The following is a 22,441-nucleotide window of genomic DNA, read 5'->3' as shown; positions in this document are numbered from 1 at the left end:
CGGCCTTGGCCGCACGGAGATCCGCCATGCACCGTCGCCGCTTCCTGCTCGCGTCCGCCGCCGCCGCGGCCAGCCTGCCGTTCGCCGGGCGCCTGTTCGCCGCGCCTGCGCCGTCGCCGCGCCTGTTGGTGGTGTTCCTGCGCGGCGGCTACGACTGCAACAACCTGCTGGTCCCGTACGCGAGCGATTTCTACTACGCCTCGCGGCCGAGCCTGGCGATCGCCAAGCCGGATCCGGCCAATCCCAACAGCGCCATTGCGCTGGACACGCAGTGGGGCCTGAATCCGCGGCTGCGCGACACGCTGATGCCGTTGTGGAACGACAAGCAGCTGGCGTTCGTCCCGTTCGCCGGTACCGACGACCTGTCGCGCAGCCACTTCGAGACCCAGGACAGCATCGAGGCCGGGCAGCCGGCCGGGCAGCGCAGCGACTATCGCACCGGCTTCCTGGCGCGGCTGTCGCAGGTGGCCACCGGCACGCCGTCGATCGCCTTCACCGATTCGTTGCCGCTGAGTTTCCAGGGAGGCGGCGACATCCCCAATCTCTCGCTCAAGCGCAATCCGACCCCGGCCTTCGACCAGCGCCAGGCCGACATCCTTGCAGGCATGTACCACGGCACGCAGCTGGCCAGCGCCGCGCACGACGGCCTGGCGCTGCGCCAGCAGGTCTCGCGCGCGCTGCAGGACGAGATGCAGCAGGCCAACCGCGGCGCCGCCAGTGCGCGCACCTTCGCCGACGAGACCCGCCGCATCGCCACGCTGATGCGCGAGCGCTACCGGCTCGGTTTCGTCGACGTCGGCGGCTGGGACACGCACGTCAACCAGGGCAGCACCGACGGTGCGCTGGCCAACAACCTGGCCAATCTGTCCGAGGGGCTGTCGGCCTATGCCGAGGCGCTGGGACCGGAGTGGCGCAACACCGTGGTGGTGGTGCTGTCCGAGTTCGGCCGCACCTTCCGCGAGAACGGCGACAAGGGCACCGACCACGGCCACGGCACCACGTACTGGGTGCTGGGCGGCGGGATCAATGGCGGGCGCATCGCCGGCGAGCAGGTGGCGGTGAGCAAGGACAAGCTGTTCCAGGACCGCGACTACCCGGTGCTGACCAACTACCGCGACATGTTCGCCGGCCTGCTCGGCCGCATGTGGGGCCTGTCGCCGACGCAGCTGCAGAAGGTATTTCCGCAGGCGCATGCGCGGGATTTGAAGTTGGTGTGAGGCGTGGTCCGGACGTCCCCAGGTACGGCGCGCGGTGCGTGGTCAGCGTTCGAGTTGCAGGCGGTCCGCGTCGAGTTCGATCAGCAGATTGCGGATGTTGGTCTTGGTGACCCGTGCCTCTTCGCCGGTTTGGTGGCTCAGTTCGCCGAGTCCATCGGCGAGCAGCGCGAGTGTGTAGGCACGGGCGCCTGGTTGCGGTGTCCATGTGCGCGCGCATTGGTCGCCGTGAAGCAGCAAATAGCTCACGCCGTCGAATCCATAGGCCGTTGGTGTGTCGGCGTGGTCGATTTCCGTCTTCAGCGTCTGCAGCACGCGTCGCCCAAGCGCGGGGCCGAGAGGCGTTGGTGGTGTGAGCGCGATCTCCGAGGGATCGGGGCTGGTCGAATAGGGTATCCCGGGCGGCGGCGCCGGCAGGTTGAACGCGGAGACGCCCTGATAGCCGCGGACCGAATCCGCAGAGACGATCACGCCCTGTGTCGGTGAGAAGGTCGGGCTGATCTCGATGAGCACGTCATCCGCGGTCAGGGGAAGCGTCGCCGTGTTGCGCTGGGCCAACTCGTCTGTGCAGGGTGTCAGCCGTTGCCTGTAGTGGGCAACGCGTTGTGACTGCGCGTCGTCCAGACGCGCGCGGCGCTCCTCAACGGCGTGACGCAGGGACGGCGCGACGACCACTGCGCCGAGCAGGCAAGCGCCCAGTGCGGTCATCAGCAGGATGCGTTTGGTGTCGATGCCGGATGTCTTCATGCTCAGGGTCGGGGTGTGAGGCGAGCGCTTTGGGCGAGCGATGGGAGAGCGACAAGATGTGCTCGTCGATGGCGACCAACTCCACCTTGGCAAGATCGGGACAGCGAAGAAACAGTGCTCTCGGTCTTTGTGTCGACGTTACCCGGCAGCAAACGGCGACGGCCCGTAGAACCGCGCCAGGTGCGCGGCCACTTCGGGCATCTCCCGCTGCAGTCGCTCCGGCGCGGAGAAGTGATATTCGCTGACCACGGCGAAGAACTCTTCCGGCGCTTCAGCAGCGTAGGCGTCTATCTCGCTGGCGCGGCCGCGATCCACGCGCGCGCAGAAGGCGTCGTAACTGCGCTGGAAATCGTCGGCCCATTGCCGCTGCCACGCGCGCGGCAGCAGCGGCGTGCCGTCCAGGGCGCCGTCGAGCACGTCGAGCTTGTGTGCCATTTCGTGCACGGCCACGCAGTAACCGGCGCGCGGATCGTCCAGGTCGGCCTGCACGTCGGCCCACGACAGGATCAACGGGCCGCTGTCCCAGGACTCGCCGATCAGTTCGTCTTCCCACTCGTGCAGGACGCCGGTCGCATCGACATGGCTGCGTTGCACGCGGAACGCGTCCGGGTAGACCAGCAGTTGCGACCAGCCGCTCATGCCGCCGACGCCGTACTCCAGCAGCGGCAGGCAGCACAGCGCGGCGAGCAGGCCGCACTGCCGGGCATCCAGCTGCAGGCCGCCCAACGGCGAGATGGTCTTGCGGTGCAGGAATTCGCTGGCCAGCGCACGCAGGCGCTGCTCGCGCGGCGCATCCAGGGCCGCGACCCAGGCGCAGTCGCGGCGCACGGCCTGCCAGGTGGCGTCATCGATGGCCGCGGCGGGCGTCGACCACAGCCCGCGCAGCCAGCGTGGAATCAGCGGAACATCCCCGGCAGGAAGCTGTGCCACTTCGGCATGCGCATGCGCGGCACCAGGTCGCTGTCGCTGCCGCCACCCGTGGTGGTCGAGGCCGGCTTGGTGGAGGAGGGCGCATGCGTCGCCGGCGCACGCGTCGGCGCGCTGTCGGCATCGGGTGTGTCGCCGTAGGCGCAGTCGGTATGCGGCTTCTCCGCCAGCACATTGGACGCGTGGGCGGCGGCGAGCGGCAGCAGCAACAGGAGCAGGCAGGGCAGGGAACGGCGCATCGTCGGCATCCAGGGCGAGCGGCGGTGAATCCCGATTCTAACGCGGTTTTCACCGGCTGCAGGACCTCGGCCCTGGGCGCAAGCGGGGCGTTGCCGCATACTTTTCGGTTTACGAGGGTGCGCCGCGGCGCGCCCGGGGGCGAAACGAGGCGATGGAACCGGCGTTGGACGAGCGCGAACTGTTGGCCAGGCTCAGCAAGGGGCCCCTGTCCGGCGACGCCCTGGCGCGCGCCTGCGGGTTGACCCGGGCGGCGGTGTGGAAGCGCATTCAGGCGCTGCGCGCGGCCGGGGTGGAGATCGAGGGCCGGGCCGGCGAGGGCTATGGCCTGGCGCGGCCGCTGGAGTTGCTCGACGCCGCGGCGATCCGCGACGGACTCAGCGGGCCGGCGCGCGCCGAGCTGGCCGGGCTGGAGATCGCCTGGAGCCTGGTCTCCAGCAACACCACGCTGCTGCAGCGGCCGGCGCCGGCGCAGGGCAGCGAGGTCCTGCTGGCCGAGCGCCAGACCGGCGGGCGTGGCCGCCGTGGCCGGGTCTGGGCCTCGCCGCTGGCGGCGCATCTGTACCTGTCGGTGGCGCGCAGCTTCCAGGGTGGGCTGGGCCGGCTGGGCGGCCTGAGCCTGGCCGCCGGCGTGGCCGTGGCCGAAGCCCTGCGCGCGGCCGGCTTCGCCACGGTCGGGCTGAAGTGGCCGAACGACCTGCTGGCCGACGGGCGCAAGCTGGGCGGCCTGCTGGTGGAAGGTGGCGGCGAGTTCGCCGGGCCGGCGCGGGCGGTGATCGGCCTGGGCCTGAACGTGGCGATGCCGGCGGCCAGTGCCGCAGACATCGACCAGCCGTGGACCGACCTGACGCGGTTGGCCGGTGGCCCTGTGTCGCGCAACACGGTCGCCGCGGTGGTGTTGTCGCACCTGCTGCCGGCGCTGGCGCTGTTCGACGCCGAAGGGCTGGCGCCGTTCCTGCCGCGCTACGCCGCGCTGGATCTGCTTGCTGGGCATGCCGTGCGCATCGACGATGGCGGCCAGGTGCGCGAAGGCACGGCCCTCGGGTTGGCCGAGGACGGCGCGCTGCGGGTGGCCTTCGCCGACGGCGAGCAGCCGGTGCATGCGGGCGATGTCAGCGTGAGGGCGGCATGAGCGACTGGCTGTTCGACCTGGGCAATTCGCGCTTCAAGTTCGCCGCGCTGGAACACGGGCAGGTGGGCGCGGTGCAGGCCTGGCCGCATGGCGCCGAAGCCATGGACGCGGCGGCGGTCGCGGCGCTGCCGCAGGGCGGTACCGCCTACGTGGCCAGCGTCGCCGCGCCGGCCCTGACCGCGACCGTGCTGGAGGCGCTGCGCAGCCGCTTCGCGCAGGTGCAGGTGGTGCGCACCGAGGCTGCGTGCGCCGGGGTGCGGATCGCCTATGCGCGACCGCAGGCGTTCGGCGTGGACCGGTTCCTCGCGCTGCTCGCCGCGCATGGCGGTGGCGACGTGCTGGTGGTCGGCGTGGGAACGGCGCTGACCGTGGACCTGCTCGACCGCGACGGCCTGCACCGCGGCGGCCGCATCGCGCCGTCGCCGACCGTCATGCGCCAGGCCCTGCAGCAGAAGGCAGCGCAACTGCCGGCCGAGGGCGGCGATTACCACGAGTTCGCCGCCGACACCGCCGACGCGCTGGCCTCTGGCTGCGATGGCGCCGCAGTGGCGCTGATCGAACGTAGCCTGCAGCAGGGCGAGGCCTTGCTTGGACGACGGCCGCGGCTGCTGCTGCATGGCGGCGGCGTGCCGCCGCTGTTGCACGCACTGCCGGTGGCCGAGCAGCGCCCGGCCTTGGTCCTGGACGGACTGGCGCTGTGGGCGCAGGCGCACGCCGTGGCTGATCACGCCTGAGCGGGGCGGCACTGGCGGCGGCGGGCAGCGCAGACGCTGCGTCCAGGCGGTCACGTCCCACACGAACGGCGCTGTCTCTCCCAATGTGCATCGCACGCTCTAGAATCCGGCCATGCTCGTTCGCGCCCTGCTCGTCGTCCTGACCATCCTCAACCTCGGCGTCGCGGTGTGGTGGGCGATGCAGCCGCCCACCCCGCCGGCGGTGCCGATGCCGGCCGTGCCGGCCGGGGTGGCGACGCTGCAACTGGTCAACGAGGCGCCTGCACCGGCCGCGGCGCCCACTCCGCCGGCGGTCGCGCCTGTCGCCGTGCCAGCCGATGCGCAGGACGACACCGCCGTCGCCGCCGATGCGACCGGATCTGCCCCTGCACCGGCCAGTACCCCGGCGGCCACCCCGGCCGCCGCGCCAACGCCACCCGCTGCCGCCCCTGCGCCCGCCCCCACCCAGGCCCAGGCCGATCCTGCGGCCAAGCCCGCCGCCGACGCGGCGGTGTGCCTGAGCGTGGGGCCGTACCCGGACCGCGATGCCGCCCAGGCGGCCATCGCAACCTTGGCTTCGGGAGCGCCGCGTCCGCGCCTGCGCGAGGACGCCGACAGCGGTGCCACCAGCTTCCGCGTGCTGCTGCCGACCATCGGCGGCGAGGATGGCCTCAGGCAGGCCACCGAGCGCATCGTCGCCGCCGGCATCCGCGACTATTACCCGTTGCGCCAGGGCGATGCCGGCAATGCCATCGCCCTGGGCCAGTACCGCAGCCGCGAGGGGGCCGAGCGCCGCCGCGCGGAGCTGGCCCGTGCCGGCTTCAACGCCGACCTGATCCCCAGCGGCGGCGACGGCCAGTCGCGTTGGTGGCTGGACCTGCGCGCCGGCTCCGCGGCGCAGGCCGCCGCCCTGCGCCGCCAGCTCGGCGCCGCGCGCCAACGCACCGTGGACTGCGCCACGCTGGGCTAGAATGCCGCGCCTGTCGGTGTTCAGCGCCTCGCCGCAAGACGTGTCGAGGCCCGCGCCAGCAGGTAGACTGCCCGGGCCCGCCTGCAGGCGTCGTGCACCTTGCCGCTTTAGCTCAGTCGGTAGAGCAACTGTCTTGTAAACAGTAGGTCATCCGTTCGATTCGGATAAGCGGCACCATCTTTCGACCCGTTGGCATCTGTGGATGTCCGCGTTGCGCCATCAGCCCGCTGAAAAACAGCGGGTTTTTGCTTTCTGTTGCGCGTGCTCATGAACATCCATTCGAGCCGGGAACAACTGCGCGTTACGCGAGCCGGGTGGATGGCGCGGCAGGTGGCAGGCACGCCGCAGCGCAGGTGCGAAGCAACAGCGGTCAACCGAAGCGCGCTTGGATCGCTGCGCGCTGTCGGAAGCTGCTACGGGCTTCGCGGTAACAGCAAGGACTGCGCACGCGCGGAAAGCGGGCAACCCTGTCGCTGCAACAAGGCGATGGCCTCTCTGGTGCGCCGGACCAGTCCGGTGTTCGCGATGAAGGTGGTCTTCGCCCCCAGGAACTCCAGCACGACGTTCTCGGTTCCCCACGCTTTCCGATAGTCGACCCTGGCGATCTCGCGGTACGGGCGGGTGCGCGTGCGCAGGACGCGGTACTCCACGTGGTCCGCGTGCAGGATCAGCGTGGGATTCAAGCTGTTGTGCGCCCACGCGAACCAGGGAAGGAACGTGAGCCCGGCGAACGCGGCCTCCAGGGTCACGATCAAGGGCTTTTCCAAGGCGATCTCCAGAAACGGCGGAGCAGCTTAGCCAGCCAGCGCCGTGGGCGTCCAACCGCACGCCTTTGGCTGCCGCAATGTACATGCCGCCTGCTGCGACGCGGCGGGTCGTGTCATGCCGGTCCCGCTAGACTGGGCCACTTTTTTGGTTGGAGCGTATGCGCATGAAGTCGTCTTTTCTGCCGGTGTCCCTGATCGGCGTTCCTACCGACATCGGTGCCGGCCATCGCGGTGCGCGCATGGGGCCGGAGGCGCTGCGCATCGCCGGCTTGCACGAGGCGCTGGCCAATCGTGGCGTGGAGGTGCGCGACGTCGGCAACATCGACGGCCCGCGCAATCCCTGGCAGGCGCCGGTCGACGGCTACCGCCACCTCGACGAGGTGGTGGCCTGGAACCGCGCGCTGATGGAGGCCAGCTATGCCGAACTGCGTGCCGGGCGCATGCCGATCGTGCTCGGCGGCGACCACTGCCTGGGCATCGGCTCGATCACCGCGGTGGCGCGGCACTGCCGCGAGCAGGGCCGCAAGTTGCGGGTGCTGTGGCTGGACGCGCATTCGGACTTCAACACCAGCGAGGTCACGCCGTCGGGCAATGTGCACGGCATGCCGGTGGCCTGCCTGTGCGGGCTGGGGCCGCAGGCGCTGACCGAACTCGGCGGCAGCGCGCCGGCGCTGCGGCCGGAGCAGGTGCGGCAGATCGGCATCCGCTCGGTCGACCCGGACGAGAAGCGGCTGATCAAGCAGCACCGCGTCGACGTGTACGACATGCGCTACATCGACGAGATGGGCATGAAGCGGACCATGGAGGCGGCGCTGGAGGGGCTCGATGCCGATACCCACCTGCATGTCAGCTTCGACGTGGACTTCCTCGACCCCAGCATCGCCCCGGGCGTGGGCACCACCGTTCCCGGCGGTCCCAACTACCGCGAGGCGCAGTTAGTGATGGAGATGATCGCCGACAGCGGGCGTATGGCCTCGCTGGACATCGTGGAGTTGAATCCGGTGCTGGACCACCGCAACCTGACCGCGGAACTGGCGGTGGACCTGGTGGAGAGCCTGTTCGGCAAGTCGACGCTGATGCGGGACTGAGAGGCCCGGCCTGGCTGGGTGGCGCCGCCCTTGCCTGAATGGGGTGCCGGTTCATTCACGTGAAATCCACAGTCGTGACGGCAGATTCACCGCCAGACGGTAGCGCGGCGACGCCTATCGCCGCCCACCCGACCACCTGCGATTGCCGAGGACGACCACGATGAAGCGACTGACCACCCTGTTGATGCTGACCCTGTTTTGCGCTGGCGTTCTGACCGGCTGCAACACCGTTGCCGGCGCCGGCAAGGACATGCAGAAGGCGGGCGAGAAGGTGGAAAACAAGGCGGACGATTGCAGCGCGGGCAAGTGCTGAGCGCCCCGGTCGATCGCGGCGGCGACGCGCCCCGCGGACGACCGATCCACGAGTTTCGTGCGGCCGTGCTGGCCGCGTTCCATGACCATGAAGGAGTGAACCTATGAAGCGTACGTTTGCGTGGATGCTGCTGGCGATGTTCTCGGTGGGCCTGCTGGCCGGTTGCAACACCGTTGCCGGTGCCGGCAAGGACGTGCAGAAGGCGGGCGAGAAGGTCGAAGACGCCGCCAAGAACTGAGCCTCGGCTCGGTCACCAAAACGGGTCGGCTTGCCGACCCGTTTTTTTGCGCGATCGTCGGCGATGCATAACGGTTCACGATGCTCATGCATCGCTGACGCTGTGTTGATCGGTTCACGACGCAGGCCGCGCGATGCTGCGCGAGCGGCGTGCAGCGCCGCTTACACATCACGAGAGATTCCATGAACAAAGACATCATTGCCGGCAAGTGGACCCAGCTCAAGGGCAAGATCAAGGCGCAGTGGGGCGACCTGACCGACGACGACTTCGATGTCGCCGAGGGCAACACCCAGTACCTGGCCGGCAAGCTGCAGGAGCGCTACGGCTGGGCGCGCGATCGCGCCGAGAAGGAAGTGCACGCGTTCCGCGACAGCCTGGGCAAGGAATACCACGACTGAGGCGCACACCGCCGCAGCGTCGTCGACACGGGCCGCATTGCGGCCCGTGCTTTTTTGGGCGCCGGGGAGGCTCAGCGCTCCGGCGGATCGGGCACGTAGTCGCCGGGAAACGCGCTTGGCGCAACCGCCACGCGCCGCGGAAGCAGGTCACGCGGCAGCACACCGCGTGCGATCAGCCGTGCGCGGCTGTCGTAGCGCAACTCGGTCCGTTGCATCGGCACGTCGCTGGCGCGCTCGAATTCGGTGACCCGCGATGGCGACCACTCGCGCGCGCCGTGGCCGGTGCCCAGGCGCTGCTGCACGCGGGCAGCGGAGGTGCCTTCGCGCGCATACGCCCGCGCGTCCGCGGACGGCGCCGCCGCGAGGGGCGCAGCCGCACTGCGTTGCGGCATGTCGGCGGCCAGCGCCGGTGCAGGCATCACGTCCGGCGCCGGGACGACGGGCGTTGCCGCGCGCGCTGTTGCGTTGGCAGCTCTCTCGGCGTCGACGCCTGCGTCCCCCAGGACGGCATCGGGCCATGCCCGCGCTTCGTCGAATACCGCCATGCCGATCACGCCCACGTTGCGCGGACGGCCGGTGCGTGCCGCATAGCTGTCTTCAAGATCGGTGAACACGAACTGCGCCACGTCCTCGGAAGATTTGCGCCAACCGGCGATCTCGGTGCGTTGCCACGGCGCCAGCACATAGCCGCGTTGGTCGCTGGCCGCGGTCTGGCCACTGACCGCGTTGACGCCGTCCACCGACAGCACCACCAGCACCCGCGCACCGGTCAGGTTGGTCAGGCGCAGTGCATAGCGGTGGCCGGGGGTGGCGGCGATCCAACGCTCGCCGCGCCAGGCATGCGCCGGCAGCGGCGCCTCGCCGGCATCGCGATCGATCACCTGCAACTGCACCGCCGGCGCCGAGGCCGGCGGCGAAGGCCAGGGACGGAAGCCGCACAGCCCGCCGATGCACACCAGGGCGAAGGCCAGGACGGCGAGGGAACGGGAACGGCGGGACAGGAGCGGAGGAAGAGGATGCATCTTGGCGACTCCAGGACGGGGATGCCGGATTGAACGCGCCATGCGCCGGAACGGGGTTGTCGCGCAGCGGGTAAACTCGCCGGGTTTCTCCCCGGACCGTCCATTTCGCATGACCACCCGCGTTCTCACCGGCATCACCACCTCCGGCACGCCGCACCTGGGCAACTATGTCGGCGCCATCCGTCCCGCGCTGCAGGCCAGCCGCCGTCCCGGCATCGAGAGTTTCTTCTTCCTGGCCGACCTGCACAGCCTGATCAAGGCGCAGGACCCGGCGCGCACGCAGCGCTCGACCCTGGAAATCGCGGCGACCTGGCTGGCGGCGGGCCTGGATCCGGCGCAGGTGTGGTTCTACCGCCAGTCGGACGTGCCGGAGACCAACGAGCTGACCTGGTTCCTGACCTGCGTCGCCGGCAAGGGCATCCTCAACCGCGCGCACGCCTACAAGGCGGCGGTGGACAAGAACCGTGCCGACGGCGAGGACGACGATGCCGGGGTCACCGCCGGCCTGTTCATGTATCCGGTGCTGATGGCCGCCGACATCCTGCTGTTCAAGGCGCAGCAGGTCCCGGTGGGCCGCGACCAGATCCAGCACATCGAGATGGCGCGCGATTTCGCGCAGCGCTTCAACCACGTCTATGGCCGTGAGCACTTCGTGCTGCCCGACGCGCTGATCGACGAGCAGGTGGCGACGCTGCCCGGGTTGGACGGGCGCAAGATGAGCAAGAGCTACGACAACACCATTCCGCTGTTCGCCCCGCGCGAGGAGCTGAAGAAGCGGGTGTTCGCCATCGTCACCGATTCGCGCGCGCCGGGCGAGCCGAAGGACACCGAAGGCTCGGCGCTGTTCCAGCTGTACCAGGCCTTCGCCAGCGCCGAGGAGACGGCCGCGTTCGCGCAGGCGTTCGCCGCCGGCATCGGCTGGGGCGAGGCCAAGCAGCAGCTGTTCGAGCGCATCGATGCCGAGATCGCGCCGATGCGGGTGCGCTACGAGGCACTGATGGCGCGTCCGCAGGACATCGAGGCGACCCTGCGCGACAACGCGCAGCGGCTGCGCAAACGCTATGCGATCCCGTTCCTGGCCGAGTTGCGGCACGCGGTGGGCCTGCGCGACCTGGCGGCGCAGGCTGGCGGCGCCACCGAAGCGGCGACGGCCAAGCAGGCGCTGCCGAGCTTCAAGCAGTACCGCGAGGCCGACGGCCAGTTCTACTTCAAGCTGCTCGATGGCGAGGGCGTGCTGCTGTTGCAGAGTGGCGGCTTCGCCTCGCCGCGCGACGCCGGGCAGACCATCGCCGCGCTCAAGCAGGCCGCGCAGGCCGACACGCTGCAGGCGGCGCCGGTGACCCTGGAGGCACCGGCCGAGACGGTGCTGGCGGCGCTGGCGCGGCTGCGTGAGGCGGGCTGAGCGCTCGCACGGCGGTCCGTCGTAGGAACGGCTTCAGCCGCGACGCCTCAACGGCAAAGCGTCGCGGCTGAAGCCGCTCCTACAAGATCCTACAAGGCATACGACGCGTCCTGGTGCGACACCCCGAGCGCGTGTGGTTGCCGGTCGCATGCAGTCGGGACTGAAGTCCCTCCCACGGTGAACCCTCGCGGTCGTCGGGTCGGTTCCGTCCTTCGTCCTCATCCGGCCGCTGCCGCGCGGCACTGGCAGCGCTCTCCATACCGCCTAGAATGGTGGCTCGCCCAGCCACGCTCTGCGCCATGCCACGCGATCCCAGCATCCATCTCGTCGATACCGGCTTCCAGCGCGCGCAGTTCGATGCCGCCTACCTGATCGTGGAGAACGGGCGCGGTGCCTTCATCGACTGCGGCACCAGCCATGCCGTGCCGCTGTTGCTGGACGCGCTGGCGCGCGCCGGCCTGGCGCCGGGCGAGGTGGACTGGCTGATCCTCACCCACGTGCACCTGGATCACGCCGGCGGCGCCGGTGCGCTGCTGCAGCACTTGCCGAACGCGCGCCTGCTGGTGCATCCGCGCGGCGCGGCGCACATGATCGATCCGGCGCGGCTGATCGCCGGCGCCACCGCGGTGTACGGCGAGGCGGAGATGGCACGCAGCTACGGCAGCATCGTGCCGGTGCCGGCAGAACGCGTGGTCGTGGCCGAGGACGGCCATCGCGTGTCGCTGGCCGGGCGCGAGTTGCTGTGCATCGACACCCCTGGCCATGCTCGCCATCACCTGTGCGTGTGGGACGCACGCAGCCGCAGTTGGTTCAGCGGCGACACCTTCGGCCTGTCCTACCGCGAACTGGACAGCGCGCGCGGCGCGTTCGCGATCCCGACCTCGTCGCCGGTGCAGTTCGAGCCGGACGCGATGCAGGCCTCGATCCAGCGCATGCTCGGGTACGCGCCGCAGACGCTGTATCTCACCCACTACGGTCCGGTGGAGGGCGCCGACACGCTGGCGGCGGAACTGCTGGAACAACTCGAGGCGATGGTGGCGATCGCGCGCGGCTGCGATGGGCGCTCCGATCGCCATCGCTGCCTGGTCGCGGCGCTGACCGCGCTGTATCTGGAGCGGGCGCGGCTGCATGGCTGTCCGCTGGACGATGCCGGCGTGGAGCGCGTGCTGCACATGGACATCGAGCTCAACGCGCAGGGCCTGGCCTGCTGGCTGGATCGTCCCGCGCGCTGAACGGCGCTTCGGTCGCACGCACGCGAATGCGTCGCCGTGCTGTCTCGGCACGACGCCATTCTCTACACTGTGCGGCCCGCTTGTTGCCAGGTCGTGACCGTGAACCCGATGCGCATGTTGCTGCTGTCCGCTTCCCTGTTCATGGGAGGTGCGGCACAGGCGGCCAACGATGCGCTGGCCGGCGACGCGGGCGGCGATGCCGATGCGCTGGAGCGGCATGCGTTGCCTGCGCCCTGCGATTCCTCCGAGGCCTGTGGTCCGGCGATGCCGGGCTGAGCGATCGGCGGGGAGGGGCTTTTTTTACGCAGGCCAGGCGCATGTGAGCGCCGCGATGTCATCCTGCACGCGCTTGGCGAAGCCGAAGAACAACGCGCAATCCGCCGAGGCGGCCACGCAGCACTGCTCAGGCAGTGGTATCGATCAACCCGCCGATGATGCCCTGGTTGAGCAGATCGCCGGTCACCGTCCCGCTCAGGCTGGGATTGGACTGCAGCAGGGACGACAGCTGCGGGGTCAGGCCCTGGCTGCTGAAGACGCCGGAGGCGTTGTACAGGCCCGGGGTCGACGGCGGCGTAGTAATCGTACCGAGCAGTCCCTGGTCGTAGGTCTGGGTGGCCTGGTCTAGGGTGGGATACGGCGCGGTGCCGGTCGAGGTCGACGTGCCTGTGGACGAGGTCGATGCGCCGTTGGTCGAGGTAGAGCTGCCGGCAGACGAGGTCGAGGCCGCATCGGTCGGGCCGGCGCTGACGATGCTGTTGAACAGCCCGGCCGCGTTGTAGGTCAGGCCCGTGTCGGCCGGGGTGCTTCCCGCGAGGCCGCCGAGGCTGAAGATCACCGAGGCGTCGCCGGACAATTCCACCGCCTGCTGCACCGCCGCCGGGTCGTTGCTGGCCACGATCGGGTTGCCGGCCTGGGTCGAATCGCTGGAGGCGCCCGTTGCCGGAAAGCCATAGGGCGACGCCCCGTAAGGCGAGACGGTGCCCAGTGGCGACAGTGCGGTATCGATGGCCATGGTGGTGCCCAGCGAGCAGTAGGGATTGGCGCACTGATACGCCCATGCGGCTGAACGGACTCTTAGGTCTTTCTGGGCGCCGCGACGCGCCGGAACAGGCGGCGGCCGCGCTGCCATGGACGTCCCGGCGCAGGGGAGGCGAGCGCACCCGAACTGCATTACGCCGCACGCGATGGACGCGACGTCGATTCCATTTCCCCGCCCGAGCATGGCGAGGCGATGGGGCGACCTGCCGATACGCGCGCGCCTGTCGCCAAGGCGGGACGAAGCACAGGCACCCGTCCCGCATCGGAATTGCGCAAAACAGCGTGCCGCCATTGGCGCCGGTGCGCGGCTGTCGCCGCCGGTGGCCGCTGGCCTAGAATTGCGCCATACCCGTTCCGCGTGCACGCATGTCTTCCCCTTCTTCCACGGCCGCCGCCGCACCTGCGCGCGGTGGCTTCGTCGTTCTCGCCCTGTTCCTGGTCTACGTCGTCTGGGGCTCGACCTATCTGGCGATCCGCTTCGCCCTGGAAGGCGGCGCGCCGCCGCTGAGTGTGGTCTCCGGCACGCGCTTCGTGATCGCCGGCAGCGTGCTGTACGCGGTGCTGCGCTGGCGGCGCGGGGTGGCCGCGCCCACGCGCGCGCAGTGGCGGCCGCTGGCCATGCTCGGTGCGCTCATGCTGGTCTGCGGCAATGGCCTGGTGGTGCTGGCCGAGCGCCAGGTGTCCTCGGGGCTGGCAGCGGTGGCGGTGGCTTCGGTGCCACTGTGGATGGCGCTGTTCGGCACGCTGCGCGGCCACCACGCCAGCCGCGGCGAATGGCTGGGGATCGTGGTCGGCTTCGCCGGGGTGGTGTGGCTCAACGCCGGCAGCAGTCTCAATGCCAGCCCGCTGGGCCTGGTGCTGCTGTTGATCGCGCCGGTGGGCTGGGCGTTCGGTTCGGTGTGGTCGCGCGGGCGCGACCTGCCGATGCCGTTCATGGCCGCCGCCGGGCAGATGCTGTGCGGCGGCGTGATGCTGGTGGCGATCGGCCTGCTCAGCGGCGAGCGCCTGCACACCTTGCCGAGCGCGCAGGGGATGCTGGCGGTGGCCTACCTGTGCGTGTTCGGCTCGATCGTCGCGTTCACCGCCTACGTGTGGCTGCTGCAGAACGTGCGCCCGGCGCTGGCCGGCAGCTATGCCTACGTCAATCCGGTGATCGCGGTGGCGCTGGGCAGCTGGCTCGGCCAGGAGCGCTTCAGCGCCAGCGACTTCGGCGCGATGGCGGTGATCCTGGCCGGCGTGGTGGTGATCACCGTGGCGAGGACCCGGCGATGACCGCGGTCGCCGAGCAGGAGGCCCGGCGCGGCCTGTGGATCACCGCGGCGACCTTCGCACTGTGGGGCGTGGTGCCGGTGTACTGGCACCTGCTGCAGGCGGTGCCGTCGCCGCACATCATCGCCCACCGCATCGTCTGGAGCACGCTGCTGGTGGTGGCGTGGCTGGTATACAGCGCGCGCCTGCAGTGGTGGCGGCGCATCGCCGCGCAGCCGCGCGCGCTGGCCACGCTGGTGCTGAGCAGCCTGGCGATCGCCTTCAACTGGGGCCTCTATATCTGGGCGGTCAATGCCGGCCATGTGATCGAGACCAGCCTGGGCTATTTCATCAATCCGCTGGTCAACGTGCTGCTAGGGGTGCTGGTGCTGCATGAGCGGCTGCGCCCGCTGCAGTGGCTGGCGGTGGCCTGCGCCGCGCTGGGCGTGGCCTGGCTGACCGTCGACGCCGGCACGCTGCCGTGGATCGCGCTGGGCCTGGCCGGCTCGTTCGGGCTGTACGGCCTGCTGCGCAAGCTGGTGCAGGTGGACGCGGTGGCCGGGCTGGGCGTGGAGAGCCTGTACCTGTTCCTGCCGGCGCTGGGCTTCGTGCTGTGGGGCGAGGCCGGTCACGGCGGCGGCTTCGCCGGCGAGTGGGGCTGGCGCAACGACCTGCTGCTGGTGTTCGGCGGCGTGGTCACCGCGGTGCCGCTGATCGGCTTCGCCTACGGCGTGCGGCGCATCCCGCTGTCGCTGGTCGGGCTGCTGCAGTACATCGCGCCGAGCCTGCAGTTGCTGCTGGGCGTGTGGTTCTTCCGCGAGCCGTTCGACACCGGCAAGGCCATCGGCTTCGCCGCGATCTGGATCGGGTTGCTGCTGTTCGCCGGCGAGAGTCTATGGCGGTCGGGTGTGTGGCGGCGAGCGGGGATTCGGGATTAGGGATTCGGGATTGGCAAGAGCCGGCGCCCGCCTAGGTCGCCAGCGCAGCCGCTCTTACGAATCCCCTATCCCGACTCCCCACTCCCGGCTCAGCCGCGGCTACCGCTCGCGGCCGGCCCACCGGTCAGCTGCAGCTCGGGGTCCGCACGCGGCGGCAGCGGCTGCGGGCAGCGGCCGTCGTGACGCTGTGCCGGCAGCTCGGCGAACCAGTCCTCCACGGTCGGCGCCAGCAGGTCCAGCCGCATCGGCAGGCTCAGGTGGTTCTCGCCGGGCATCTCCAGGTAGTGCGCGCGCGGTGCGTCCAGCGCCAGCAGGCGGCCGTGCGCCACCGGGATGTGCTGGTCGGCGCTGCCGTGCAGCAGCAGCACGCAGGCCGGTGCGGCGCGCGCGGCGGCGGTGACGTCGACCTGGTCCAGGTTCAGCGCCAGGCGCTGGTTGGCGTTGGCGATCACCGCGTCCAGGTTCTGCCCGCCGTAGCGCCAGCGCGCCAGGTCCATCGCCGCGCTGGCCATCCAGCCGCGCGGGCGGCTGGCGAGCATGTGCGGGATCATGTCGCGGATGCCGCGGCCGGCGTTGGCGAAGGATTCCATCGCGACCACGCCATCGACCTGGTCGCCGAGCTTCTGCGCGGCGAACAGCGCGGTGGCCGCGCCGTAGGACACGCCGAACAGGTACAGCGGGCCCTGCACCTCGCCGCTGGCACGCAGCGCGCGGATCACCGCGACCACGTCGTCCGACTCGCGGGTGCCGTAGCCGGCCGGGCCGCCGCCGGAGCGGCCGTGGTTGCGCAGGTCGATGCTGATGCTGCGGTAGCCGGCCTGGGCCAGATCCAGCGACCATGGCAGCAGCGAGTCGCCGTCCATCATCCAGCCGTGCAGCAGCACCACGGTGCCGCGCGGGGCGATCTGCGTGGCCGGCGCCGGGGTCGCCACGTCCATGGCGAAGTCGGCGTGCTCGTGGCCGCTGGCGTCGCGGCCGGCGTGCTCGTAGCGGTAGCGCATGTGGTAGTCGCCCGGATCGATGGCGCGCCAGAAGATCGGGATGCCGCCCGGCACCACCACGTGGCCGCTGCGGTTGGGCAGGGTCGCCAGCAGGCTCTGGATGCGTTCCTCGTCCATCAGCGGCGACACGCCGCCCGGCGCGACCAGGCGGTCGCTGAGCGAGGTGGAAGAGCAGGCGCTCAGCCACAGGCTGGCGCAGAGGACGAGCAACAGGCGCAGGCGCGAGGACATGGGGGTGGCGGCGTGGAACCAAATGGCCGCGCAGGCTAGCGCCTCGGCGGCGGCCGTTCTACCGCGTTTCGATGACGAAACGATGACGCGTCATCCGCCATTGGGCCGGGCCGGGACAGGGGTCCCGACCCAGCGCGTTCAGCCGTGGCGCTACAGCGCGCGCAGGGCGGTGGTGATCGGCAGCCGCGCCGCGCGCAGCGCCGGGAACAGGCCGCCGACCAGGCCGATGCCCAGCGCCCACTTCAGCCCGGTCCACAGCAGCGGCGGGGACACCTTGAACTGGAACACCACCTGGCTGAAGTTGCTGCCCAGCGTGGACACGCTGTAGCCGTTGAAGATCGCCCAGGCGATCAGCCCGCCCAGCACCCCGCCGAGCAGTGCCAGCAGCATGGTCTCCAGCATCACCGCCACCACCACCGGCAGCCCGCGGAAGCCCAGCGCGCGCATGGTGGCGATCTCGCGGGCGCGGGTGGCGACTGCGGCGTACATGGTGTTGAGCGCGCCGAACACCGCGCCGATCGCCATGATGGTGCCGATGAAGGTGCCCAGGACCTCCAGCACCTTGCTGAGGTTGCCGCCCTGCTTGCGGTAGTACTCGCGGGTGGTGAACACGTCCAGCTTCAGCCGCAGGTCGGCGTCCATCGCCGCCTTGAACTGGCGGAAGCCGTCCTGGCCCTGGGTGCGCACGCTGATCGACTGGTAGGCGCTGCGGTTGTAGGTGGTGGCCAGGGTCTGGGTGTCGGTCCACAGTTCCGAGTCGTGCGCGTCGCCGCTGGCGAACACGCCGACCACGTTCCAGGCCTGGTTGCCCAGGGTCAAGCGCTGGCCGAGCTGCAGGCCGCGGAACTGCGACTGCGCGCCCTTGCCGACCACGATCTCGCGCAGGCCGGGGGTGAAGCGACGGCCCTGCACGATCCTGACCTTGTCGTGCACCGCCCAGCCCTGCTCGCCGACGCCGCGGAACTGCGCGTTGACGTCGGTGCCGTCGGACTTGGACTGCAGGTTCACCACCTGCGACAGCTCCGGCGAGACCAGCGGCCGGTTGTCGGCGCCGCGCGCCACCCCGGCCAGGCCGGCGATCAGCGGCACCTGGTCGCGGAGGATGACCGAGTTGGTCTCGGCCTGGGAGCCGCCGCGCAGCACGATGGCGGTGGTGTCGTCGCCGGTGCTGTCCAGGGTCGCTTGGAAACCCTGGCCCATCGCCAGCATCGCCACCAGCACGCCGACCACGCCGGCGATGCCGACCACGATCACCGAACTGGCGCCCCAGCGCTGCGGCAGGCTGGCGATGCCGATGCGCGCGGCGGCCAGCGACAGCCGGCCGCTGCGCGTGGCCAGCAGTAACACGGCCAGCACCGCCACCAGCGCCACGACCAGGAACCAGGGCAGGGCGATCCAGATTCCCAGGCCGATCGCCAGCGCCGCGATCGCCAGGACATTCCATAACCATTGCATCTTCATTGCGTTGTTCCTCGGGTCTGCTTTGCCGTCCGTGGCATCGATGTGCTGGAGAGAAGGTGCGGGCTCAGCGCCCGGCCAGGGCGTCGACGATCTTCAGCCGCTGCGCGCGCAGCGCTGGCAGCAGGCCGACCACCACGCCGATGACCAGCATCAGCGCCGCACCGATCAGCCAGGTCTGCGCCGGCACCGCGTGCACCGGCAGCGCGCCGCGGCTGGCGCTGGCCAGCACCGGGATCGCCGCCGCCGCCAGCGCCATGCCGAGCAGGCCGCCGAGCACGATCAGCAGCACCGACTCCACGATCACCAGGGTCAGCACGGTGCGGTCCTGGAAGCCCAGGGTCTTGAGAGTGGCCAGTTCCGGGATACGTTCGCGCACTGCCTGCGCCATGGTGTTGCCGGTCAGCAGCACCAGGGTGAAGAACACCGCGCCCATGATCGAGGTGACGATCAGGCCGATGTCGGCGAACTGCTTCACGAAGGCCTGCTGGAACGCCGACTCGGTCTGCGACTTGGTCTCGTGGTCGGAATTGGCCGACAGCGCATCGATCGCCTGCGCCACCCGCGAGGCGTGCTCGGGGTTGTCCAGCCGCACCGTGTACCAGCTGACCTTGCCCTTGATGTAGTCGTTGCTCTCGTCGAAGTACTTCCAGTTCATCATCAACTGGTTTTCCGCCTGCACGTTGGCGCGGTCCTTGGCGCGGAAGATCGCCTTCAGCTCCAGCGGCCAGTCGTTGCTGCCGCCGCGGGGGAAGATGGTGGCTTGCAGCGGGATCACGTCGCCGACCTTCCAGCCGTACTTCTTCGCCAGCGCTTCGCCCACCGCCGCTCCGGTGCGGGTGTCGCGGAAGGCCTTGAGCTGCTCCGGCGGCATCTCGTACTCGCTGTAGACGTCGAAGAAGTTCGGCGCGACCGAGAAGTTGGGGAAGAAGTCCTTTGGGTCCTTGTAGATGCCGCCGAACCACATCGCATAGGTCACGTCGCGCACGCCGGGCACGCTGCGGATCTGCGACTCCAGGCGCACCGGCAGGGATTGGGTGATCGACAGGCGCGAGGCCACGACCAGGCGGTTGACCCCTTCCACCGAGCCGCCGGCGGTGAACGCGACGCGGACCGAGTCGAGCAGGCCGAACAGCAGGAACGCGACGATCACCGAGAACAGGGTCAGTAATGTCCGCGTCTTACTGCGGAACAGTTGTGCCCAGATCAACGAGAAATACTTCATGGCATCGCCTCGCTCAGTGCGCGGCCGGCGCGTCGGCCAGCTCGCCCTTGTCCAGGTGCACGGTATGGGTGGCGTACTCGGCGGCCTTGGGGTCGTGGGTGACCATGACGATGGTCTTGCCGTGGCTGCGGTTGAGTTCCTGCAGCAGGCCCAGCACGTCCTCGGCCGAGCGCCGGTCCAGGTCGCCGGTGGGTTCGTCGCAGATCAGGAAGGTCGGGTCGGAGACGATGGCGCGGGCGATGGCCACGCGCTGCTGCTGACCGCCGGACAGTTCGCTGGGCTTGTGGTTGCGGCGGTCTTCCAGGCCGACCAGGGTCAGCGCGATCTCGGCATTGCGTTTGCGCTGGGCGGCGCTGAGCGAGGTCAGCAGCAGCGGCAGTTCGACGTTCTTCTGCGCGGTGAGCATCGGCATCAGGTTGTAGAACTGGAACACGAAGCCGACGTGGTGGCTGCGCCAGGTGGCGAGCTGGCCGCCGCTCATGCGGTCGATGCGCTGGCCTTCGATCTCGATCTCGCCGCCGCTGGGCGAGTCCAGCCCGCCGATCAGGTTGAGCAGGGTGGTCTTGCCGGAGCCGGACGGTCCCATCAGGGCGACGAAGTCGCCGCGGGCGATGTCCAGGTCGATGCCGTGCAGGACCTGGACTTTCTCGGGGCCGCGCTGGTAGGTCTTGGTGACGTTGCGCAGGGTGACGAGGGTGGACATGGTGGTGTTCCTGGCGGTGGACGAGGTGGAGGCGATGCGGTCGCCGATGGCGGCGAGGGGGTACCGTTGCGGTTGCGGTTGCGGTTGCGGTTGCAGGTGCGATGCAGGCAGGTGCAGTTGTTGCTCTTGTTGTTGCTGTTGCTTCTGCCGTTGCGGTTGCTCCGGCTTTTGATTTACCGGGTTCCCTTCCGAAGCGGCGGCCAGCGCGGGGAAAAACCCGAAGGGCGGCGTACATGGATGTACGCCGTCCGCGGCAGGGGCAGGATGCCCCTTCCGCGGATCCCCGTGCTGGACGCGGACCCGGAGCGCGTTAGCGCGGAGGGCGCGTAGGCAGGGTGTGCTTTCTTTTGGTTACTTTTCTTTGCACAAGCAAAGAAAAGTAACTCGCCGTCAGGCGAAAGCATTTGCTGTTGCTGTTGCGCTTAAAGCTTGAGGATTGAAGCAAATCAAGATCAAAGGCTTTCGCCCTAAAGGGCGAGTCACTTTTCTTTGCTCGCGCAAAGAAAAGTAACCAAAAGAAAGCGCGCCCTGCCTTGCGCCCTCCGCGCTGCGCGCTCCGGGTCCGCGGATGCACCGGGGATTCGCGGAAGGGGCATCCTGCCCCTGCCGCGAACGGCGTACATCCATGTACGCCGCCCTTCGGGTTTTTCCCCGGTCCATCCGCCGCTGCGGAAGGGAACCCGGTAAATCAAAAGCAAGAGCAACAGCCAAAGCCAAAGCCAAAGCAACAGCCAAAGCAACAGCCACAGCAACAGCTAAAGCAACAGCTAAAGCAACAGCTAAAGCAACAGCTAAAGCCAGAGTCGTGCGGCTGCGGTCTGCCGCAGCGGGGACATCGGATACGTCAGGCGAAGACGGCGGCGCGCTACTGCGCCGCCGCCTCCGCCGTCTTCACCTGCATGCCGGCATGCAAAGCCTCCGGCGGATCAAGTACCACCGTGTCGCCTGCGGCCAGGCCGGACAGCACCTGGCGGTCGTCGCCCAGGGCGATGCCGGTCTTCAGCGCGCGCTGCTCGACCGTGTTGTCCTCCTTGACCGCGAACGCCACGTCCTGTCCTGCGCGCTTGACGATCGCCGCGCCCGGTACCCGCACGCCCTGCGGTTTGTCCTGCGCCTGCGGCTGCGGTGCCTCCAGGAAGCTGACCCGCACGCCCATCTCCGGCACGATCCGCGCGTCCTTCTGCTTCAGTGCCACGCGCACCTTCACCGTGGCCTTGCCGCGGTCCGCGGAGGGAATGATTGCGATCACCTCGGCCGGGATCTTCCAGTCCGGGTAGGCGTTGAGCACCGCTTCCACCGGCATGCCCGGCTTGACCCGGCCGATGTAGGACTCGCCCACCTCGACCTCGATCTCCAGCGACTCCATGTCGACGATGGTGCCGATGCCGGTGCGGGTGAAGCCGCCGCCGGCCGACAGCGGCGAGACGATCTCGCCCGGCTGCGCCGCCTTGGCGGTGACCACACCGGAGAACGGTGCGCGCACGATGGTGTTGTCGACGTTGAGATCGGAGATCGACAGCTGGTTGCCGGCCACCGCGACGTTGCGCTGCGCGTTCTGCAACTGCGCGCGCAGGGCGTCGCGCTGCGCCACCGCCTGCTCGTATTGTGAGCGCGAGACCAGCTGCTGGCCGGCCAGGGTCTGCAGCCGTTGCGCGTCGGCATCGGCCTGGCGCACCTGCGCCTGCATGTTGGCCACCAGGCTGCGCGCCGCATCCAGTTGCGAGGCCGACAGTACGCGTTGCGCGTTGGCGTCGATCGGGTCCAGCGTCGCCATCACCTGGCCTTCCTCCACGCGCATGCCTTCCTCGATGCGCACCTCGCGGACCTTGCCGGTGATCTTGGCCGAGACCGTGGCCATGCGCCGCGCCACCACGTAGCCGCTGGCGTCCAGCACCGAGGCGCTGCTGCTGCCGGGCGCGATCGCCACCACCGCAGCGGTGCGCACTTCCAGCGGCTTGCTGCGGCCGAACAGCAGCCAGGCGCCAGCGCCCAGGGCGAGCAGCACCACCAGCAGCGCCACGGCGATCCACAGCCCGCGCCGCGACGGCGGCTCGCTCGGCGGCGCCTTGCGGTCGATACGGAGTTCCTTGAGCAGGTCGGAGGAAGTACTCATCGTGTCCTTGATCGAAAACGGTCGGCGCGCTGCAGTGTGCGAGCGTCCGGTCGCCGTGGGCATGGCCGGAAGTCACTTTCTGCGGT

23 protein-coding genes, 1 tRNA gene and 1 pseudogene are annotated in these 22,441 nt (G+C 69.7%); 14 read left to right on the top strand and 11 right to left on the bottom strand.

Going from position 1 to position 22,441, the window contains the following annotated elements; all coding sequences use genetic code 11:
• The first annotated feature begins 26 nt into the window (after positions 1–26).
• Positions 27–1,217: a DUF1501 domain-containing protein gene (locus GGR66_RS18550; RefSeq protein ID WP_184449711.1), complete on the top strand. Its 1,191-nt coding sequence runs from the start codon at positions 27–29 to the stop codon at positions 1,215–1,217.
• 42 nt (positions 1,218–1,259) lie between these two features.
• Here GGR66_RS18550 and GGR66_RS18545 read toward each other — a convergent pair whose 3' ends face one another.
• The 3 genes from GGR66_RS18545 to GGR66_RS18535 all read right to left on the bottom strand — a co-directional run bounded on the left by GGR66_RS18545 (position 1,260) and on the right by GGR66_RS18535 (position 3,136).
• Complete coding sequence (locus GGR66_RS18545; protein WP_184449709.1) at positions 1,260–1,961, bottom strand: hypothetical protein; 702 nt, start codon at positions 1,959–1,961, stop codon at positions 1,260–1,262.
• Positions 1,962–2,099: 138 nt separating this feature from the next.
• Positions 2,100–2,891, bottom strand: a complete 792-nt coding sequence (locus GGR66_RS18540) for a M90 family metallopeptidase (protein WP_184449707.1) — start codon at positions 2,889–2,891, stop codon at positions 2,100–2,102.
• Positions 2,858–3,136: a hypothetical protein gene (locus tag GGR66_RS18535; protein ID WP_160968473.1), complete on the bottom strand. Its 279-nt coding sequence runs from the start codon at positions 3,134–3,136 to the stop codon at positions 2,858–2,860. Before GGR66_RS18535 ends, GGR66_RS18540 begins: the two co-directional genes overlap by 34 nt.
• Before the next feature lie 143 nt (positions 3,137–3,279).
• Between GGR66_RS18535 and birA the strand changes: the two genes are divergently transcribed.
• The 4 genes from birA to GGR66_RS18515 all read left to right on the top strand — a co-directional run bounded on the left by birA (position 3,280) and on the right by GGR66_RS18515 (position 6,117).
• Complete coding sequence (gene birA, locus GGR66_RS18530; RefSeq protein ID WP_184449705.1) at positions 3,280–4,257, top strand: bifunctional biotin--[acetyl-CoA-carboxylase] ligase/biotin operon repressor BirA; 978 nt, start codon at positions 3,280–3,282, stop codon at positions 4,255–4,257.
• Positions 4,254–4,991: a type III pantothenate kinase gene (locus GGR66_RS18525; protein ID WP_184449703.1), complete on the top strand. Its 738-nt coding sequence runs from the start codon at positions 4,254–4,256 to the stop codon at positions 4,989–4,991. The genes birA and GGR66_RS18525 overlap by 4 nt, the downstream gene beginning before the upstream one ends.
• Positions 4,992–5,103: 112 nt before the next feature.
• A complete protein-coding gene (locus tag GGR66_RS18520; RefSeq protein ID WP_184449701.1) occupies positions 5,104–5,940 on the top strand; it encodes an SPOR domain-containing protein in 837 nt (278 codons plus the stop codon).
• A gap of 101 nt (positions 5,941–6,041) precedes the next feature.
• Positions 6,042–6,117, top strand: a tRNA-Thr gene (locus tag GGR66_RS18515).
• 236 nt (positions 6,118–6,353) lie between these two features.
• On the opposite strand, the gene GGR66_RS18510 is transcribed toward GGR66_RS18515, so the two are convergent.
• Positions 6,354–6,707, bottom strand: a complete 354-nt coding sequence (locus GGR66_RS18510; RefSeq protein ID WP_255421776.1) for a hypothetical protein — start codon at positions 6,705–6,707, stop codon at positions 6,354–6,356.
• A 164-nt stretch (positions 6,708–6,871) separates the two neighbouring features.
• Here GGR66_RS18510 and rocF point away from each other — a divergent pair, with 164 nt between their 5' ends.
• The 4 genes from rocF to GGR66_RS18490 all read left to right on the top strand — a co-directional run bounded on the left by rocF (position 6,872) and on the right by GGR66_RS18490 (position 8,744).
• The gene (rocF, locus tag GGR66_RS18505) at positions 6,872–7,795 is read left to right on the top strand and encodes an arginase (RefSeq protein ID WP_184449699.1); all 924 of its coding nucleotides are present in this window, start codon (positions 6,872–6,874) and stop codon (positions 7,793–7,795) included.
• Positions 7,796–7,955: 160 nt separating this feature from the next.
• The gene (locus GGR66_RS18500; RefSeq protein WP_160966333.1) at positions 7,956–8,108 is read left to right on the top strand and encodes an entericidin A/B family lipoprotein; all 153 of its coding nucleotides are present in this window, start codon (positions 7,956–7,958) and stop codon (positions 8,106–8,108) included.
• 103 nt (positions 8,109–8,211) lie between these two features.
• The gene (locus GGR66_RS18495) at positions 8,212–8,346 is read left to right on the top strand and encodes an entericidin A/B family lipoprotein (protein ID WP_160966335.1); all 135 of its coding nucleotides are present in this window, start codon (positions 8,212–8,214) and stop codon (positions 8,344–8,346) included.
• 182 nt (positions 8,347–8,528) lie between these two features.
• Positions 8,529–8,744 carry a CsbD family protein gene (locus GGR66_RS18490; protein WP_010341025.1) on the top strand — a complete coding sequence of 72 codons (216 nt, stop codon included), beginning with the start codon at positions 8,529–8,531 and terminating at the stop codon, positions 8,742–8,744.
• 71 nt (positions 8,745–8,815) lie between these two features.
• Here GGR66_RS18490 and GGR66_RS18485 read toward each other — a convergent pair whose 3' ends face one another.
• Entirely contained in the window at positions 8,816–9,766 is a 951-nt protein-coding gene (locus tag GGR66_RS18485) for a hypothetical protein (protein ID WP_255421775.1), read from the bottom strand.
• Positions 9,767–9,875: 109 nt separating this feature from the next.
• On the opposite strand from GGR66_RS18485, the gene GGR66_RS18480 reads away from it, so the two are divergent.
• From GGR66_RS18480 to GGR66_RS18470, 3 genes and pseudogenes are all read left to right on the top strand, one after another.
• Positions 9,876–11,168 carry a tryptophan--tRNA ligase gene (locus tag GGR66_RS18480; protein ID WP_184449697.1) on the top strand — a complete coding sequence of 431 codons (1,293 nt, stop codon included), beginning with the start codon at positions 9,876–9,878 and terminating at the stop codon, positions 11,166–11,168.
• 299 nt (positions 11,169–11,467) lie between these two features.
• Complete coding sequence (locus tag GGR66_RS18475; RefSeq protein ID WP_184449695.1) at positions 11,468–12,400, top strand: MBL fold metallo-hydrolase; 933 nt, start codon at positions 11,468–11,470, stop codon at positions 12,398–12,400.
• Positions 12,401–12,508: 108 nt separating this feature from the next.
• Positions 12,509–12,619 (top strand): annotated as a pseudogene (locus GGR66_RS18470) (peptidase); the annotation flags it as partial.
• A gap of 184 nt (positions 12,620–12,803) precedes the next feature.
• On the opposite strand, the gene GGR66_RS18465 reads toward GGR66_RS18470, so the two are convergent.
• Positions 12,804–13,412, bottom strand: coding sequence for a hypothetical protein (locus GGR66_RS18465; protein ID WP_184449693.1), 609 nt, complete (start codon positions 13,410–13,412; stop codon positions 12,804–12,806).
• Positions 13,413–13,804: 392 nt separating this feature from the next.
• Here GGR66_RS18465 and yedA point away from each other — a divergent pair, with 392 nt between their 5' ends.
• The gene (yedA, locus tag GGR66_RS18460; protein WP_184449691.1) at positions 13,805–14,710 is read left to right on the top strand and encodes a drug/metabolite exporter YedA; all 906 of its coding nucleotides are present in this window, start codon (positions 13,805–13,807) and stop codon (positions 14,708–14,710) included.
• Positions 14,707–15,624: an EamA family transporter RarD gene (gene rarD, locus GGR66_RS18455; protein ID WP_184449689.1), complete on the top strand. Its 918-nt coding sequence runs from the start codon at positions 14,707–14,709 to the stop codon at positions 15,622–15,624. Before yedA ends, rarD begins: the two co-directional genes overlap by 4 nt.
• 89 nt (positions 15,625–15,713) lie before the next feature.
• On the opposite strand, the gene GGR66_RS18450 is transcribed toward rarD, so the two are convergent.
• From GGR66_RS18450 to GGR66_RS18430, 5 genes are all read right to left on the bottom strand, one after another.
• Positions 15,714–16,856 (bottom strand): alpha/beta fold hydrolase, encoded by a 1,143-nt coding sequence (locus GGR66_RS18450; RefSeq protein WP_184449687.1) that lies wholly within the window; start codon positions 16,854–16,856, stop codon positions 15,714–15,716.
• A 150-nt stretch (positions 16,857–17,006) separates the two neighbouring features.
• Positions 17,007–18,317: an ABC transporter permease gene (locus GGR66_RS18445; RefSeq protein WP_184449685.1), complete on the bottom strand. Its 1,311-nt coding sequence runs from the start codon at positions 18,315–18,317 to the stop codon at positions 17,007–17,009.
• Positions 18,318–18,381: 64 nt separating this feature from the next.
• Complete coding sequence (locus GGR66_RS18440; protein WP_160966349.1) at positions 18,382–19,539, bottom strand: ABC transporter permease; 1,158 nt, start codon at positions 19,537–19,539, stop codon at positions 18,382–18,384.
• Between the two features lie 13 nt (positions 19,540–19,552).
• A complete protein-coding gene (locus tag GGR66_RS18435; protein WP_184449684.1) occupies positions 19,553–20,242 on the bottom strand; it encodes an ABC transporter ATP-binding protein in 690 nt (229 codons plus the stop codon).
• 865 nt (positions 20,243–21,107) lie between these two features.
• Positions 21,108–22,355, bottom strand: coding sequence for an efflux RND transporter periplasmic adaptor subunit (locus GGR66_RS18430; protein ID WP_184449682.1), 1,248 nt, complete (start codon positions 22,353–22,355; stop codon positions 21,108–21,110).
• Positions 22,356–22,441 lie beyond the last annotated feature (86 nt).

The sequence above is a fragment of the Xanthomonas sp. 3498 genome, assembly GCF_014199795.1.
GTDB lineage: Bacteria > Pseudomonadota > Gammaproteobacteria > Xanthomonadales > Xanthomonadaceae > Xanthomonas_A > Xanthomonas_A rydalmerensis.
The sequence above is the reverse complement of the archived record's forward strand: the minus strand, read 5'-3'. Positions and strand labels throughout refer to the sequence as shown.

Excerpts from the sequence above, each read along its gene's own strand:
- GGR66_RS18550 (WP_184449711.1), top strand. The coding sequence starts at position 27 with ATGCACCGTCGCCGCTTCCTGCTCGCGTCCGCCGCCGCCGCGGCCAGC.
- GGR66_RS18545 (WP_184449709.1), bottom strand. The coding sequence starts at position 1,961 with ATGAAGACATCCGGCATCGACACCAAACGCATCCTGCTGATGACCGCA.
- GGR66_RS18535 (WP_160968473.1), bottom strand. The coding sequence starts at position 3,136 with ATGCCGACGATGCGCCGTTCCCTGCCCTGCCTGCTCCTGTTGCTGCTG.
- birA (WP_184449705.1), top strand. The coding sequence starts at position 3,280 with ATGGAACCGGCGTTGGACGAGCGCGAACTGTTGGCCAGGCTCAGCAAG.
- GGR66_RS18525 (WP_184449703.1), top strand. The coding sequence starts at position 4,254 with ATGAGCGACTGGCTGTTCGACCTGGGCAATTCGCGCTTCAAGTTCGCC.
- GGR66_RS18520 (WP_184449701.1), top strand. The coding sequence starts at position 5,104 with ATGCTCGTTCGCGCCCTGCTCGTCGTCCTGACCATCCTCAACCTCGGC.
- rocF (WP_184449699.1), top strand. The coding sequence starts at position 6,872 with ATGAAGTCGTCTTTTCTGCCGGTGTCCCTGATCGGCGTTCCTACCGAC.
- GGR66_RS18500 (WP_160966333.1), top strand. The coding sequence starts at position 7,956 with ATGAAGCGACTGACCACCCTGTTGATGCTGACCCTGTTTTGCGCTGGC.
- GGR66_RS18495 (WP_160966335.1), top strand. The coding sequence starts at position 8,212 with ATGAAGCGTACGTTTGCGTGGATGCTGCTGGCGATGTTCTCGGTGGGC.
- GGR66_RS18490 (WP_010341025.1), top strand. The coding sequence starts at position 8,529 with ATGAACAAAGACATCATTGCCGGCAAGTGGACCCAGCTCAAGGGCAAG.
- GGR66_RS18485 (WP_255421775.1), bottom strand. The coding sequence starts at position 9,766 with ATGCATCCTCTTCCTCCGCTCCTGTCCCGCCGTTCCCGTTCCCTCGCC.
- GGR66_RS18480 (WP_184449697.1), top strand. The coding sequence starts at position 9,876 with ATGACCACCCGCGTTCTCACCGGCATCACCACCTCCGGCACGCCGCAC.
- GGR66_RS18475 (WP_184449695.1), top strand. The coding sequence starts at position 11,468 with ATGCCACGCGATCCCAGCATCCATCTCGTCGATACCGGCTTCCAGCGC.
- GGR66_RS18465 (WP_184449693.1), bottom strand. The coding sequence starts at position 13,412 with ATGGCCATCGATACCGCACTGTCGCCACTGGGCACCGTCTCGCCTTAC.
- yedA (WP_184449691.1), top strand. The coding sequence starts at position 13,805 with ATGTCTTCCCCTTCTTCCACGGCCGCCGCCGCACCTGCGCGCGGTGGC.
- rarD (WP_184449689.1), top strand. The coding sequence starts at position 14,707 with ATGACCGCGGTCGCCGAGCAGGAGGCCCGGCGCGGCCTGTGGATCACC.
- GGR66_RS18450 (WP_184449687.1), bottom strand. The coding sequence starts at position 16,856 with ATGTCCTCGCGCCTGCGCCTGTTGCTCGTCCTCTGCGCCAGCCTGTGG.
- GGR66_RS18445 (WP_184449685.1), bottom strand. The coding sequence starts at position 18,317 with ATGAAGATGCAATGGTTATGGAATGTCCTGGCGATCGCGGCGCTGGCG.
- GGR66_RS18440 (WP_160966349.1), bottom strand. The coding sequence starts at position 19,539 with ATGAAGTATTTCTCGTTGATCTGGGCACAACTGTTCCGCAGTAAGACG.
- GGR66_RS18435 (WP_184449684.1), bottom strand. The coding sequence starts at position 20,242 with ATGTCCACCCTCGTCACCCTGCGCAACGTCACCAAGACCTACCAGCGC.
- GGR66_RS18430 (WP_184449682.1), bottom strand. The coding sequence starts at position 22,355 with ATGAGTACTTCCTCCGACCTGCTCAAGGAACTCCGTATCGACCGCAAG.